Annotated in this window: 11 protein-coding genes and 1 pseudogene; 1 reads left to right on the top strand and 11 read right to left on the bottom strand. The window is 60.2% G+C overall.

Annotated features, from left to right (window positions below; all coding sequences use genetic code 11):
- Positions 1 to 183 precede the first annotated feature (183 nt).
- The 7 genes and pseudogenes from F8N96_RS25490 to F8N96_RS25460 all read right to left on the bottom strand — a co-directional run bounded on the left by F8N96_RS25490 (position 184) and on the right by F8N96_RS25460 (position 6762).
- Complete coding sequence (locus F8N96_RS25490; protein WP_150800159.1) at positions 184 to 957, bottom strand: DeoR/GlpR family DNA-binding transcription regulator; 774 nt, start codon at positions 955 to 957, stop codon at positions 184 to 186.
- 55 nt (positions 958 to 1012) lie between these two features.
- Positions 1013 to 2014 (bottom strand): 4-hydroxythreonine-4-phosphate dehydrogenase PdxA, encoded by a 1002-nt coding sequence (pdxA, locus tag F8N96_RS25485; RefSeq protein ID WP_150800203.1) that lies wholly within the window; start codon positions 2012 to 2014, stop codon positions 1013 to 1015.
- 5 nt (positions 2015 to 2019) lie between these two features.
- Positions 2020 to 3300 (bottom strand): four-carbon acid sugar kinase family protein, encoded by a 1281-nt coding sequence (locus tag F8N96_RS25480; protein ID WP_150800158.1) that lies wholly within the window; start codon positions 3298 to 3300, stop codon positions 2020 to 2022.
- Positions 3297 to 4310, bottom strand: coding sequence for a 2-keto-3-deoxygluconate permease (locus tag F8N96_RS25475; protein ID WP_150800157.1), 1014 nt, complete (start codon positions 4308 to 4310; stop codon positions 3297 to 3299). Before F8N96_RS25475 ends, F8N96_RS25480 begins: the two co-directional genes overlap by 4 nt.
- A gap of 264 nt (positions 4311 to 4574) precedes the next feature.
- Positions 4575 to 4889, bottom strand: a pseudogene (locus F8N96_RS35510) (type II toxin-antitoxin system YafQ family toxin).
- Positions 4855 to 5145, bottom strand: coding sequence for a type II toxin-antitoxin system RelB/DinJ family antitoxin (locus tag F8N96_RS25465; protein WP_150800156.1), 291 nt, complete (start codon positions 5143 to 5145; stop codon positions 4855 to 4857). Before F8N96_RS25465 ends, F8N96_RS35510 begins: the two are co-directional and overlap by 35 nt.
- Positions 5146 to 5475: 330 nt before the next feature.
- Complete coding sequence (locus F8N96_RS25460; RefSeq protein WP_150800155.1) at positions 5476 to 6762, bottom strand: OprD family porin; 1287 nt, start codon at positions 6760 to 6762, stop codon at positions 5476 to 5478.
- 426 nt (positions 6763 to 7188) lie between these two features.
- On the opposite strand from F8N96_RS25460, the gene F8N96_RS25455 reads away from it, so the two are divergent.
- Positions 7189 to 9282: a TonB-dependent receptor gene (locus F8N96_RS25455; protein WP_150800154.1), complete on the top strand. Its 2094-nt coding sequence runs from the start codon at positions 7189 to 7191 to the stop codon at positions 9280 to 9282.
- Positions 9283 to 9477: 195 nt separating this feature from the next.
- Here the strand turns inward: F8N96_RS25455 and F8N96_RS25450 are convergent, their stop codons facing one another.
- The 4 genes from F8N96_RS25450 to F8N96_RS25435 all read right to left on the bottom strand — a co-directional run bounded on the left by F8N96_RS25450 (position 9478) and on the right by F8N96_RS25435 (position 15149).
- The gene (locus tag F8N96_RS25450) at positions 9478 to 9690 is read right to left on the bottom strand and encodes a hypothetical protein (RefSeq protein WP_150800153.1); all 213 of its coding nucleotides are present in this window, start codon (positions 9688 to 9690) and stop codon (positions 9478 to 9480) included.
- 244 nt (positions 9691 to 9934) lie between these two features.
- Positions 9935 to 11041, bottom strand: a complete 1107-nt coding sequence (aguA, locus tag F8N96_RS25445; protein WP_150800152.1) for an agmatine deiminase — start codon at positions 11039 to 11041, stop codon at positions 9935 to 9937.
- Between the two features lie 5 nt (positions 11042 to 11046).
- Complete coding sequence (gene aguB, locus F8N96_RS25440) at positions 11047 to 11925, bottom strand: N-carbamoylputrescine amidase (RefSeq protein WP_064675413.1); 879 nt, start codon at positions 11923 to 11925, stop codon at positions 11047 to 11049.
- A gap of 311 nt (positions 11926 to 12236) precedes the next feature.
- Positions 12237 to 15149, bottom strand: a complete 2913-nt coding sequence (locus tag F8N96_RS25435) for an aminotransferase (RefSeq protein ID WP_150800151.1) — start codon at positions 15147 to 15149, stop codon at positions 12237 to 12239.
- Positions 15150 to 15249 lie beyond the last annotated feature (100 nt).

Here is a 15249-nt window from a genome sequence, read left to right as displayed (position 1 = left end):
ACTTTTAACGACACGTCCTGGGAACATGTCGCCGCGAACGACATGTTGGCGACACGTGTTACCGAAACGGGGTTTTGACGACATGAGCGCAGAAATGATCGCTTTTCGTAGGAGCCCGGCTTGCCGGCGATAGCGAATTTGAGGCCGCCATCGCCAGCAAGCCGGCTCCTACAGTTCGGTGGTCTAACCGATGATTACGGTTTCCACGGTGATTTGCTTGAGCGCATAAAAGGGTGCGAGGGCAGCATCATCAGCCGAGGCGCCGGTAATCAGCCGCCACTCCCGCTCAATCGGCGTCCAGTGCTGCTGTCGCGCGCGGCCGAGTTTATCAGTGTCGGCAAGTACGACGATTTGCGCCGCCCGCTTGATGATGCATTCCTTGAGATAAGCCTGCTGCGCGCTCGCTTCGCACAAACCGAATTCCGCGACCACGCCATCCGCACCGAGGAAGGCTTTGTCGACGCTCAGCCGACTTAACGTCAGCTCCGCCAACGGTCCCAAGGTGCTCATGCTCGAACCGCGCAAGTCGCCGCCGATCAAGGTCAAGCGGATACCCGGCGCATTGGCCAGGGTCATCACGGCCAGCAGGTTATTGGTCACCACGTGCACGTCTTGGCGCGAGCACAGGTGATGGGCCAGCGCGGCGCAGGTGGTGCCGCCGTCGAGCAGTACGGTGTCGCCGTCCTGCACGTGGGCCGCTGCAGCCTGGGCGATGGCATCCTTTTGCTCCCACTGCGACGTCTTGCGTTCTTCGAGGGAGGCTTCCGGCTCATGCACGCCGACCACGGCAGTGGCGCCGCCATAGGTGCGTACCAGGTGCCGTTGTTTGGCGAGCATGGTCAGGTCGCGCCGCACCGTCGCTTCCGAGACCCCGAGCGCCGCGCTCAATTGCTCGACGTTGGCATCGCCGATACGTACGAGATCGAGGATGGCGCGGTGGCGTTCGGAGGCTTTCATGGCGGGGCTCGCACAATGGACGGTGGTCGATCTTACACGACAGCGCCCGTGCGGCTCATCCCCGTCGCGTGGCAAGCTCCGCACCCTGGCGCAGCGCTTCGAGCAGGCTGCGTTCATCGGCAATGCCCTTGCCGGCAATGTCGAAGGCGGTGCCGTGGTCGACCGAGGTGCGGATCACGTCCAGGCCAACGGTGACGTTAACGCCGGCTTCAAGGCCCAGTACTTTGACCGGGCCGTGGCCCTGGTCGTGATACATCGCCACCACCAGATCGAAATCGCCGCGGCCGGCGCGGAAGAACAGCGTGTCGGCCGGCAGCGGGCCGGTCACGTCGAGGCCGCGTTCCTGCAGCAGCTTCACTGCCGGGATGATTTTCTCTTCTTCTTCGCCATAGCCGAACAGACCGTTTTCACCGGCATGCGGGTTGATCCCGCATACGCCAATGCGCGGTCTGGCGATGCCAGCCTTGATCAACGTCGCGTTGCCGCGTTCGATGGTGCGCTGGACCAGGCCCGGCTCGATCTTGCGGATCGCGTCGATGATGCCGATGTGGGTGGTGACATGAATCACCCGCAACTGCGGCGCCACCAGCATCATCGACACTTCGTCGACGTTGGTCAGGTGCGCGAGCATTTCGGTGTGGCCGGGGTATTTGTGGCCGCCGGCGTGCAGCGCTTCCTTGTTCAAGGGCGCGGTGCAGATCGCGTCAATCTGCTTGGCCTGCGCCAGTTCCACGGCACGGGCGATGTATTGGTAGGCGGCGTCACCGGCGATGGGCGACAGTTCGCCGAACGGCAGATCGTCGGGGATCAGGTCGAGGTCGATGCAGTCAATGGTGCCGGCCTCGTACAGCGCCTGGGAGGCGTCCTCGATGCGGCGCACTTTGGCGCTGCCGCCGACGATCACATTGGCCTGCTCAAGACGACGGGCATCGCCGATCACCAGCGGCCGGCATTGTTGGTAGACGATGTCATGGGTCAGGCTTTTGACCACGATTTCCGGGCCGACACCCGTGGCGTCGCCCATGGTGATGCCGATGATGGGAAGGTAGTTGCTCATAGTGTTCATTCGAGTCCTTGGATTCGTGTGCGTTGGGGCGGCGAGCGATCAGCGCTGGCGCTCAGGTGTTGCCATGCCGCATACAAGGCGTAATCGGTGCCGAACGCGCCGGCCTTGGTCACAATGCCGGGGCGATGACCGTGTCGGGAAAGGGCCGGTCGGGCGAAGGCGACGCCGGCTTCGATTTCGGTCAGCAGTTGCAGGCTGTCGATGCCGACGGTGGTCAAGATGGCCCGCGCCGTCTCGCCGCCCGTGGCGATCAGGCCGCCGACCTTGGCGAAGTGCGGCTCTACCAGCACGGCCAGCAGGGTAGAAAGGTGCGCGCCTTCTTGAGGATCGAACGCCTCATCACGGCCGATGCGCAGCAGCAGGTCGCTCCAGCCGTCCAACTGCTCGCCGATGCGCGCTTGCCAGAGTTCCCAATCGCCATGAGTGGTGCCTTGGCGCAGCACTGCAGGTGGGACGACCAATTCGCTGACCCCGCCACGTTCCTTGAGCAGTGCGCACTGGCGCTCGCAGACGCCGGACAGACTGCCGACCAGTATCAGGATCGGCGCCTGGCTTTTTTCGACTGCAGCGGGTTCGATGGCGGTGAAACGTGCTTCGGAAAAATCGGCAAGACTGGCGATTTCCCGCGCCAGGCCACCCGAACCGATCCAGAACAGCGGCTGATCCATCGACGCGGTCAGGCGAGCCAGGGTCAGCAGGTCGTCTTCGGTTTGTGCATCGACGATCAATGCCTGGGTGCCGTTGCTGGCCATTTCGGCGATATGACGCTCGAGCGCCTGTTCATTGCCGCGCAAGGTGTCCAGATCAAGCTTGGCGGTGCTCAGGCCCGCGGCCACCAGCATCGCCTCTACATCCGCCGGACGATCGGCGTTTTCGAGTTTCCAGGTATCGGTGGACTCCAGTGGCTGGCCGTTCACGAACACCCGACCACCGCGCAACGTACGCCCGGTGGCGGGAAACGCCGGCGCGACGATGGCCAGGCCCGCCAACGGTTGCAGGGCGGCGACTTCCGCCGCCCAGTTACCGCGCAAGGTGGAATCGATTTTCTTGTACAGCCGCTGGCCGGGTTGATGCAGTGCCCTGAACGCGGCGACGGTGCGCTCGGCAGCCTGCTCCGGCGAGAGGCGCCGGGTATCGGTATCGGCGGCAATCACCTGGGCGTCAGTCTTGTCATTCAAGGGATCGAGCGTGACGACCGTTTGCAGACCCGCGCTCGCGAAGCCGATGGCGCAATCCGCCGCGCCCGACAGATCGTCTGCGATGATCAGAATCCTCATCGCAAGGCCTCCCGTTTTTGAGGCTCGATCTCCGGTTCCGGTATGACAGCGGGGTTGCGCTGTTGCACGCGCTTGGCGACAGCGGCGGTGAGTATCGGCGCGAGAATCGCGGTGACCACGACGCAAGCCGCTACCAGGATTGTCGCGCTCTTCGCGGCTTCGGCGTACACCGGGTTGGCCGCCGCGATCAGCGCCGGCACCGCTGCGGCATTCCCGGCGGTGGTGGCCGCCGCGACACCGGCGACGCCAGTGCCACCGGTCAGGCGGTCGGCGAAGAACAGCGGGATACCCGTCAGCACGACCACCGCAACCCCCATGCCCAGACCCAGCAAACCGGCTTGCCAGACGTTATGCAGGTCCAGGCTGGCGCCAAGCGCAAGGGCGAAGAACGGGATCATCACCGGCACGGCCTTGGCCAGAAAGTCGCGCATGTCGCGGTCGAGATTACCCAGCAGCATGCCCAGCGCCAGCGGCAGGATGCTGCCCACCAGCGTCGGCCACGGGAATGCGGACAGCCCGGCGATACCCAGGGTGACCATGGTCAGGAAAGGACCGGACTCCAGGGACATGACCGAGTAGGCGCCGACGTCTTCGGAGCGCCCGTACTGCCCCATCAGCGCCATGTACAAGCCGCCGTTGGTGTCGTTCATCGCGGCGACCACCGCCAGGGTGGAAATGCCGGCGAAGAGACCTGACGAAATCGGCTGCTCGCCCAGGAAGTGACCGAGGATGATCCCGATGAGCACGGCGATGCCGACTTTCGTGATGAGCAGCGTGCCGCCCTTCTTGAGCAGATAAGGCGTAGCCTTGATATTGATGCTCGCGCCCATGCAGACATAGAACACCGCGAGGATGGGCAGCGCACCGGTGAACAGCGCATTAGTGAATGAGCCGAAAAACTTTGGCGTGTCAGGCAGGAAGGTTGCCACCAGCGAACCGATCAGCAGGGGCACGATCATCATGCCGCCCGGTATGCGTTCTATGGTGCGCTTGATAGGGATCTGGGCCACGAGGGTCTCCTTTTATAATTGTTTGGCAAAACGTGCATCACCTCGAAACTGACTGAAACGATCACGATGTGATTATTTCAGTCAAATTTATCTTAGGTCATCGGCAAATAATGCGCAAATCAATCATTCAAATGATCGTTTCGATCATTTCTGCTGTGAGATTCCGGGTATCACAGACCTTGGAAATGCCCTGCGGCGCACGCTAGAGCCCTGCGACGCCCACAAAAAAGCCCCGAACCAGTCGGGGCTTTTTGATTAGCGATACTACTTGAACAGCTCTGAATGGCTTCCGAGATCAACAAATGTGATCAGATCGGAACGTGTGTGCTCATAAATCATCAAGAAATCACCGCCTATATGGCACTCTCAAAAACCAGCCCAATCCCCTGTCAGCGCATGATCCAGGTATTCGGCGGGCAGCGGCTCTCCCAGAAATAGCATGACCATCACCCGACGAACTTCATTCATATCGCGGCGACCGGCACGCTTGTAACGTTCCCACGACTTCTTGAATTCAGACGTTTGTGAACATTGCTTGGGCAGCTCAGCGCGGTTTTGTTTTTTCTCCGGTTTCGCCATCTGCATCCCTCAGCATTTCGTCTATCGAGTCGAACCGCTGACGAATATCTCGTGCTTCCATCATGGCGCGGGCCGTTTTCTCCGAAGGGACGCGCACCTCAAAAGGAAGGCCTTGAGTTGCTACGACCTGACGAAGAAAAAGACGCATGGCATCACTGATACTCAGACCGCAGGCGCTCAAGACTTCAGTAGCACGTGCCTTCAGATCTTCATCAATACGGCAACGCACATCTGTGGTTTTCAGCAATGCACCCATGGTAATAACCTCATCGTTAATTTGTAGCTACATTGGCGCTACCTCAGTATTGTGATTGAGCGGTTGTTTGGGGTCAACCTCAGCGCAAATGGACGTCTCCTAAAGCTGGGTTCCTGACGATCAGCTGGACCTCTCGTCCCGTATTTTTAATCGTTTGACCACGCAGTGAATATCAGCCAAATCCTTTCTGTACTCGAGAACGTTCTCAATTCAGCGCAGGAAATTTCCACTATCGGTGAACGCTAAATCTCGCCCACAAAAAAGCCCCGAACCAGTCGGGGCTTTTTTCTTCCTCAGCCTTGAATCAGGCTTCGATACCGCCACCGATCATCAGAAAACGTTGATCGGATAATCCACAAACACCCGTACTTCGTTGCCGCTGACGTTGTATTCGCTGGATTTCTGCGACACGCGCAGGACCGAGCTGCGCAGTCTCACGCTCAGGTCTTTGGCCGCGCCGCTTTGCACGACGTACTTGAACTGGTTGAAGATTTCGCGCTCGGTGCCACCTTCGCTGGTGGACGTGGTGATGTTGCTGCCACGCACATAGGCGACGTTGTAGGTCAGGCCTGGAACACCGAAGGTGGTGAAGTCGAGGCCGTAGCCCAGCTGCCAGCTGCGTTCGTCTTCGGCGTTGAAGTCGGACCAGTAGGAGTTCGCCAGGTAGATGGTGTTACCGCCATCGCCGACGCGCCCTTGATCTTTCTGGTAGCCGCCGTAGGGGTAGCCCAGGTTGCTGTCACCCGTGCTGCGCTGATGCGCGAGGGTGAACGAGTGCGGACCGGTGGCGAAGGTGGCGGCCAGGCTCCAGATCTTGTTGTCATCACCGGTGGCACCGCTTTCGCGGACATAGGAATCGTCCAGCTTGGTGCGGTAGCCGTTGAAGTCCAGGGTCAGGGACTGATCCTTGTCGATCGGGAGCGCATAGTTGGCGTTCACGTATTGCTTCTTCAGCACGTCTTCGACGTCGGAGGCGTACAGCGCAGCCTTGAACTGCTCGGTGAACCGGTAGCTACCGCCCAACACGTTGATCGATTTCAAGCCACCGCTGTCACGGCCTTGCGCGCTCTTGCGCGATTCGGCGGTGAAGCGACCAGCGTTCAGCTCCAGGCCATTGATCTCCTTGGAGGTGATCAGGGTGCCGGTGTAGCTTTCCGGCAGCAGGCGTGAGTTGTCGTAACTCAGCACCGGCAGAGCCGGCATCTGGTCGCCGTAGGTCAGCGTCGTGCTGGAAAGACGGAATTTGACCGCCGCCCCGCCCTTGGACAGGTCATTTGCCGCGCTGCCGCTGTCGCCCTTTTTAAAGAAGTCGATACCTTGTGCGCCGGTGCGACCTTTGCCGCCATCCAGACGCAATGCATACAGACCGAAAGCATCCACACCCACACCGACGGTGCCCTGGGTGAAACCGGACGAGAAGGTGCCGATGGCCGCTTGGCCCCATTCGGCCTTATCCGGGTTCCCGTCTTTGTAGTCGCGATTCATGTAGGCGTTGCGCAGCAGCACTTTGAGGCTGCTGTCTTCAACAAAACCCTTGGATTCGGCCTGGTCGTTAGCCATGGCCTGTGTGGCACTCAACATCCCCAGAGCGATCAGGCTGATTCGCTTGTTCAACATTTTGTTCTTTTCCTTATTACGGGTTGATACGCGCTGTATCTCACGGGTGAAACGGCGCTTTTGCGCTCTTTTTTCACCTTAAAACAATAAGGCCCGCCCACGAGTATGTCGGGGCGGGCCTTATTGTAATTATGTGAGTCATGGCGGTTAGCCACTGGCGTAGGGCGGAATCGTAGCCGCGCCCTTAACGCTGTGTCAATTTCATGAATCGTCTGTGATATGTCGAAATCATCTAAGAAATTGCTGCGGTCTTGCGATTGAAATCGTGCGACTTGCCGAATCGCGGGTTTGTAATGACATCGACACAAACGGACACAATGAAACGACCGGACCGTTCAAGAATAATTTACGGAAGTAAATAGTACGCATTATCATTTGCACCCTCTACACGCTGCCCCCTGAAAAATCCTACGGATGCGTCCTTAAATGCCTGCCCCCTTTCGTCTCGCGCCCTTCAGCCTTGGGCTCTCGGCTTTGCTGTCTGCCAGTTTTTCTTACGCCGCTCCTACCACCCTGCCTGCCACATCCATCAGCGCCGAAGCTGAAGCCGATGACCCACGGGTGATAGAAACCAGTACCGCAACCCGTACCGCTACGCCGGTACGTTACGTGCCACAAGCCATCGACTCGATTAAAACCGCGAACGTCGTGGACTACGGCACCAACGATCTCGGCACTGCGTTGAGTGGCATGCCCAACGTCAGCAGCGGTGCGGACACCCGCTTCGACAGCCTGCGCATCCGCGGCTTCGACGCCAGCAACGATTTCTACCTCGACGGCATTCGTGACGACAGCCAATACATGCGCGACTTGCATAACATCGAACGCATTGAAGTCCTCAAAGGCCCGGCCGCCGTGCTGTATGGCCGTGGCAGCCAGGGCGGGATCGTCAACCGGGTAAGCAAACTGCCGGAGTTCGGCCGCCGTTCGACCGTTGAAGCCCAAGGCGGCAGCGACGACCTGCGCAGTCTGTATGCGGACCTCAGCACCGACCCCGGCGAGAACATCAGCCTGCGATTGAACATGGGTAACATGGACCAGAACAGCTTCCGCGATGGCGTCAGTGGCAACCGTCAGCTGTTCGCGCCATCGATGAGCTGGCAACTGACGCCCGACCTCAACTGGTTGGTGCAGTACGAGTACAGCCGCTACAACCGGACGCCGGATCGCGGCATCCCTGGTGTCAACGGACGCCCGGCGGACGTGGATCGGGATACGACCTACGGCAACGAGCACGATTTCATCGATGACAAGTCGCAATCCCTGCGTTCGAAACTCAGCTATGAACTCAGCGACAACTGGCAGCTGCGCCACACCCTGGGCGTGTTCAAGCTCGACAGCGATTTCGACAACACCTATCTGACCGGCTATACCCCGGCGACCAACCGGGTCACGCGCCAGCATTGGCAACAGGATCTGACCACCCGCAACGTCTACAACAACGTTGAACTGGAAGGCGGTTTCGATACCTTCGGCCTGGAACATCGCCTGTTGACCGGCATCGAAATCGGCAGTCAGCGCCGTGACCCGACGTTGTACACCGCCGCCACTACCGGGCCTGGCAGCCAGCCGGTGCCGTCGCTGGATCTCGACCCGCCCAACCGCGACCTGCGCCACACCGGGCGTATGCAGGTATCCAGCGACAACCACACCGAAGTCGAGAGCCGTGCGGTGTACGTGCAGGATCAACTGCGCCTGAACGATCAATGGCAATTGCTGGCCGGTCTGCGCTACGACACCTTCGACATCGAGTCGACCAACAAGCTGCGGGGTATTTCCGAGGACCGTGACAGCCACAGCACCAGCCCGCGCGTAGGACTGGTCTGGACGCCGCTGCAGAATCATTCCTTCTACGCCTCCTGGACCAAGACCTTTTCCCCGGTCGGCGGCGGTCTGATCGGCATCACCCCTGGTGCGGCCGGCAACAGTAACGACCTGAGTCCCGAGCTGACCAAGCAGAAAGAAATCGGGGTGAAAAGCGACTGGCTGGACGATCGCCTGAGCACTACGTTGGCGATTTACGAACTGGAGCTCTACAACCGCCGCACCAGCGATCCAAACGACCCGACCATTACCTTTCTCTCCGGCCTGCAACGTTCCCGCGGGATCGAACTGACCGGCACCGGCAAGATTGCCGGCAACTGGTATGTGCGCGGTGGCGTGGGCCTGCAGGATGCGACGGTCGAGAAGGACAACAACGGCTTTGAAGGTAAACGCATCAGTAACGTGGCCAAGCGCAATGGCAGCCTGTTCCTCACCTGGAAGCCGGACATGGGCTGGTACGCCGAGACCGGTTTGACCCTGGTGGGCGAGCGTTATGCCGACAACCTCAACACCACCGTCCTGCCGGGGTATGGCCGTTGGGACGCACTGGCCGGATTCCGGCAGAAGGACTGGGATTTGCGAGCGGCGCTGAATAATATCAGCGACAAGACTTATTACTCCTCGGCAACCAGTGCGGCGCAGATCCAGCCGGGTGCACCGCGTAGCCTGGTCGTGACCGGAACCTATAGTTTCTAAGGCACCGCAAAAACCCCTGTAGGAGCTGGCTTGCCAGCGAAGAGGCCATCACGTCCAACATTGATGTTGGAAGTTATTACGCCTTCGCTGGCAAGCCAGCTCCTACAGGGGGCCTGCGTGATTTCCACACATTCGGCACACATAAAAAAAGCGCCGCCATCCCGGCAGCGCTTTTATCAATCCTTTGTTGTTCTTTTATCCTTCCATCACATCCCACAACGCTTCCAGTTCCGCTTCGCTGAACAAACCAGCCGGGTAGCGCTCGATCATCGTCCGGCGCGGATCAGTGTCTTCGATCGAACGCGTTCCATTGGACTTCAACCAGTGCGCCAGGATCTGGAGCGATTCGCTATCTACTGCCAGGGGATGCAACGCCTGCTCGCTCACTGCATTGACTTCGGCGTTCATGTCCACGCTCTCTCCTGGTTTGTGAGCGGCTAACTTATCCAAGGTTTATGACAGAACATCGCAGTTCTCCCCTCCCTGCTTGACACCAGGACTGATACAAGAGCTGTGCCAAGGTACCGTAATCGTCGACGGGCGGAGACAAAAGAGCCCGCAATCCTGATGGGCTGCGGGCTCTTTGCAAGGCGCTGAGGAGAAAGCCCTGCCGGGTCGATTTTGCAGGTAACTCAAGCTGTTACAACGGCACTCACTCCTGGTGTGGCGCAGGCTGTTGTTGGGTAAGGCAATGGATATTGCCGCCACCCAGTAACAGTTCGCGCCCCGGTACCATCACCACTTCGTGCTGCGGGAACAGCGCCTGCAAAATCTCTTTTGCCGGACCGTCCAACGGATCGTCGAAACTTGGCGCGATGATGCCACCGTTGACGATCAGGAAGTTCACGTAGGAACCGGCCAGACGCACCGTCGGATTGCGTTCCTGAGTGCCGTCCACCGGATCGACACCCGCGCACTCTTCTTCGGTCGCATACAGCGGCCCCGGAATCGGCATCTTGTGCACCGTGAAGGGGCGACCCTTGGCGTCGGTGCTGCCTTGCAGCACTTTCATGGCGGCCTGGCAACGCGGGTAGTTCGGGTCTTGCGGATCATCGGTCCAGGCCAACAGCACTTCACCCGGGCGCACATAGCAGCAGAAGTTATCCACATGACCATCGGTTTCGTCGTTGAACAACCCGTCCGGCAGCCAGATGATTTTATCCACAGCCAGATTCGCGCTGAGCTGCGCTTCTATTTCTGCCCGGTTCAGGTGCGGATTGCGATTGCGGTTGAGCAGGCATTCTTCAGTGGTGATCAGCGTGCCTTCGCCATCGACGTGAATCGAGCCGCCTTCGAGCACGAAGCCCTCGGTGCGGTAGCGCGGGCTACGTTCGATCTCGAGGATCTTGCCGCCGACCTGCGAATCGCGATTCCATGGCGAATACAGACCACCGTCAAAACCGCCCCAGGCGTTGAAGTCCCAATTCACACCACGGACTTCGCCACTGTTATTGATCACGAACGTCGGGCCGGTGTCGCGGACCCAGGCGTCATCACTGGACATTTCAACTACGCGAATATTCGGCACGTCGAGACGGGTGCGAGCGTTTTCGTACTGACCGGCGGATACCGCCACGGTCACCGGCTCGAACCGGGCGATGGCTCTTGCAACCGCCACGTGCGCTGCTTGCGCCGGTTTGCCGCCCAGGCGCCAGTTGTCCGGGCGCTCGGGCCAGATCATCCAGGTCTGGGTGTGTGGCGCCCATTCGGCCGGCATGTAAAAGCCATCAGCGCGAGGGGTGCTGTTCAAAGTGGTCATGGCGATCAGGACTCCAGGGAACCGTCGAGGGTTTTCAGCGCGCCATACAGGTTTGGGCGACGATCACGGAAAGACCCCCACGCGCTACGGATATGCTCGAGCTCGTCGAGGTCGAAACTGTGCACCAGAATACCTTCTTCGGTTTTGTCGAGCTCCTGAACTTTTTCACCAAACTGGTTGGCGATGAACGACGAGCCGTAGAACGTGATGTCGTAGCCGTCCTGCTCTTCGTTGCCGATGCGATTGCTGGCGATCAGCGGCATCAGGTTGGCGCCGGCATGGCCTTGTTGCACACGCTGCCAGTGGTCTCGGGACGAAATGGTCTTGTCGTGTGGCTCGCTGCCGATGGCGGTCGGATAGAACAGGATTTCCGCGCCTTGCAGCGCCATGCTGCGGGCGCACTCGGGGAACCACTGGTCCCAGCAGATGCCCACGCCGATTTTCGCGTAACGGGTGTTCCAGACTTTGAAGCCGGTATCACCCGGGTTGAAGTAATACTTTTCGTGATAGCCAGGGCCGTCCGGGATGTGGCTTTTACGATAAATCCCGAGGTTGCTGCCGTCGGCATCGATGATCGCGATGCTGTTGAAACGTGCGCGGCCAGCCAATTCATAGAAGCTGATCGGCAACACCACTTGCAGTTCCCTGGCGACTTTCTGGAAATGCTTGATCGCGACGTTGTCTTCAACGGTCGTCGCCAGCTGCAGGTAATCCGGGTTCGGCTTCTGGCAGAAGTAGGGAGCCTCGAACAGCTCCTGGATCAGAATGATCTGCGCGCCTTTGGCCGCGGCCTCACGGACCAGCTTCTCGGCGGTCTCGATGTTGGCTTCCAGGTCCCAGGAACAAGCCATCTGGGTAGCGGCGACGGTAACGATACGGCTCATGAATCGGCTCCTGAGCAAGTGCTTGAGGGTCGAGTGTGGCGTCGACCGATGACAAAAATGGGAAGCACCGGGTGTGATGAGGCACACCCTAGGCGACGACGACTTTATATCCGATAAATATCGGCTTTAGAAGCAGTATCACTTCCTTCCGTCGTATTCCCAGGAAAAAAAACCGATAATAATCGAGATTTACACTCCCTGTAGGAGCGAGCTTGCTCGCGATGGCCGTCAACGATAACGCGTGTTTTCTGCTTAAACGCGGTGCCTTGGCGTTTTTCGCTGGCAAGCCAGCTCCTACAGGGGTCAGGTGTTTACAGACCTTCCGCTAGCACCTTCGCCAACATGTCGACGAAGAAATCCACACTCTGGCGCGAGGTGACCATCGGCGGTTTGATTTTGAGGATGTTCAGGTAATCACCCGTCGGCTGCATGAAAATCCCCAGCTCCCGAAGTCGATCACACAGCGCGGTGGTTTCTTCGGTCGCCGGTTCCAGGGTTTCACGGTTGCGAATCAGCTCGACGCCCAGGTAAAAGCCGGAACCATGCACCGCGCCCACCAGCGGATGACTATCGATCAGCGCCTCCAGGCGCTGCTTGAAATACCCGCCCACGACCTGCGCGTTTTCCCACAGCTTTTCTTCTTCCATCACATCCAGCACCGCCATGCCGATCTGGCAACTGACCGGGCTACCGCCAGCTGACGAGAAGAAGTAACCCTCGGCCTCCAGCGCTTCGGCGATCTCCCTGCGGGTGATGACTGCGCCCAGCGGCTGGCCGTTACCCATGCCCTTGGCCATGGTGATGATGTCCGGCACCACGCCCTGCTCTTCAAAGCCCCAGAAGAAGTTGCCCATGCGCCCGTAACCGACCTGCACTTCGTCGGCGATGCACACGCCGCCCTGGGCGCGAACCAGCCCGTAGACCTGTTTCAGGTAGCCCGGCGGCAGCGAGATACCGCCGGCGTTGCCATACACCGGTTCGCAGATGAAACCGGCGAGCTGACGGTTCTGGCCGGCGATTTTTGCCAGGTTGTGTTCGACGCTGCGAACGTAGTCCGGTGTGCTGCCGGCGCCGCGGAATTCGCCGCGATAGGTGTTCGGCGCGGTCACCGGATGTACCCAGTCCGGGCGGCTGCTCAACGCCCGGGGGTTGTCGGCGATCGAGGTCGAGACCGCGTCCGCGCCCACTGTCCAGCCGTGATAGGCCTCCAGCACGCTGAGCATGTCGCGCCCGCCGCTGTAGGCCCACGCCAGGCGAATCGCCAGGTCGTTGGCCTCGCTGCCGCTGTTGACCAGGAAGACGCGGTCCATGGAGTCCGGCGACAACTTCAGCAAGCGTTCGGAGAACTCGGCGATCGCCGCGTAGTTGAACCGCGAGTTGGTGTTGAGCAGCGACCACTGACGGCTGGCGACCGCGGCCATGCGCGGGTGACCATGGCCCAGCACCGCGACGTTGTTGAGCATGTCGAGGTAAGACCGGCCCTGCATGTCGATCAGGTGATTGCGCCAGCCGCGTTCGATGCGCGGCGGGTCGATGTAATAATGTTTTTGCGTGCGGGCGAAACTGGCGTCGCGGCGCGCCAGCAATGTCGCCGAGTCGAGCTCCTCTTGTACATCGCAGGCCAGCCCCAGCAACGCCGCCGGCGACGGGCACAACGCTTGCCAGGCAGCGGCGCGCGATGGCGTGCAAAACAGCGGCGCATCGAACGATGTGCCTCGGCACAACTGCACCACCAACAGCCCGCTGACCGAACCCAGCACCTGGCCTTTGACCAGCGCCGCGCCTGTGAGCAGCGACGGCGTCACGCCCCATAAGCGCACGCTCAATTGCGGGCCGTCCAGTTGCAACAGATTGGGCGCCGGCTGATGCACCACACCGGCAAACGGCGATTCCACAGCCGTGCCATGGGGCACTTGCAACTCGACGTGCAGCGGGAACGTGTCCGGTTCAATGGCACTGTCCGGCCGGGTACGAGACAGCCGGTATTGCCCATAACGGCTGGCCGCCAGACCGTGAGTCGCAGCCGCTTCGGCCAACAGACGCTGGTCGATTCCTGCCTGCTCCCAGTTACCCGCGTCGAAATGCGGGCTGAGCACGCCCAAATCGATCAAGGCAAACTCACGACCCACCAGACCCGGCAGCAGCGGTGCAAAACCTTCGGTGTCGATGGTCGGCAGGCCCTGACCGACCGCGGCAAGAATCGCCGCCTCCATCAACGCCAACGGCACCGAGGTGGCAACGCGGAAGATTTCCCACTCATGGGTCAGGTTGTCGCGACTGTATTCGTTATCAGGATCGATGCTGACCTGCTGCTCGCCGCTGAGCACCAGCACCGCCGCCCGCGCGACAATCAGCGGCCAGAGCGCCAGCAGCTCTGCAGGCTGCAACGGGTTGAGTGCGTGATAAGCCTGGACCGCCGGCAAGATGTAGAAAGGATCGCCACCGGCGTGATGCAACAACGCCGCGCACGTCACCGACAGATCGGTGATGCGCCAGGTGCGAACCAGGTCGCCGAAATCGATCACCCCCTGCAATTGCCATTGGCGTTGCGAATCACGCTGCCAGACCACGTTGTCGTCGGTAATGTCCATGTGGATGGCCTGCACCGGCAACTTATCCACAAGCGGCTGCAAATGGCGCTCGGCACGTTCGGCCACGTCGGCGATCAGCGCGCGTTGCTGATCGTCCTTGATGATTGGCAGCAGATGGGCGATTAACGCGTTGGCATGGCGGGCGTCCCATTGCAGCGTACGTTCGAGGCCCGGATGATCGAAGCCGGCCAGTGCCAGATCCATTTCACCACACAGTCGACCGAACCCGGCCACCACTGAACCGGGCAGGTGATCCAGGTGCGTGAGTGACTGGCCTTCGATGTAATCGAGCAGGCGCACATGCACCGATTGGCCACCGACGTCCAGGGTCAGCAGGTCTGCACCATTGTGCGCAGGGATCACCCGTGGCACCTGCACCCCGGCATGTTCAGCCAGATGCCTGAGCCCTGCATGCTGGGCTTGCAGCTCCAGCGCCGAATAATCGCCACGGCAGATTTTCAGGACGAATTGCCCTCGGTCACTGTCAACGCGATAGTTGAGGTCCTGCTGGCTGCCGAGGGCCTGCAACCTGCCGCTCAGCCCATAATGCCCTTCTAGCAGCTGCAGGGCTTGCGCCATCGACACTTGCGGAGCGGGCAGACTGGCGCGATGAATCAACGTGGCGAGCGGCATACAACGACCCCTGAAATTTTATTAGGCGCTTATATCGCCACTGCCGGGGACGATACGCAACCCCCACGGCGCGCAGACTGCGCCCGCAAGCCTAGGCATA

The sequence above is a fragment of the Pseudomonas fluorescens genome (genome assembly GCF_902497855.1).
In the GTDB taxonomy this organism is placed as follows: Bacteria; Pseudomonadota; Gammaproteobacteria; order Pseudomonadales; family Pseudomonadaceae; genus Aquipseudomonas; species Aquipseudomonas fluorescens_BI.
This window is presented reverse-complemented; position numbering and strand designations above follow the sequence as displayed.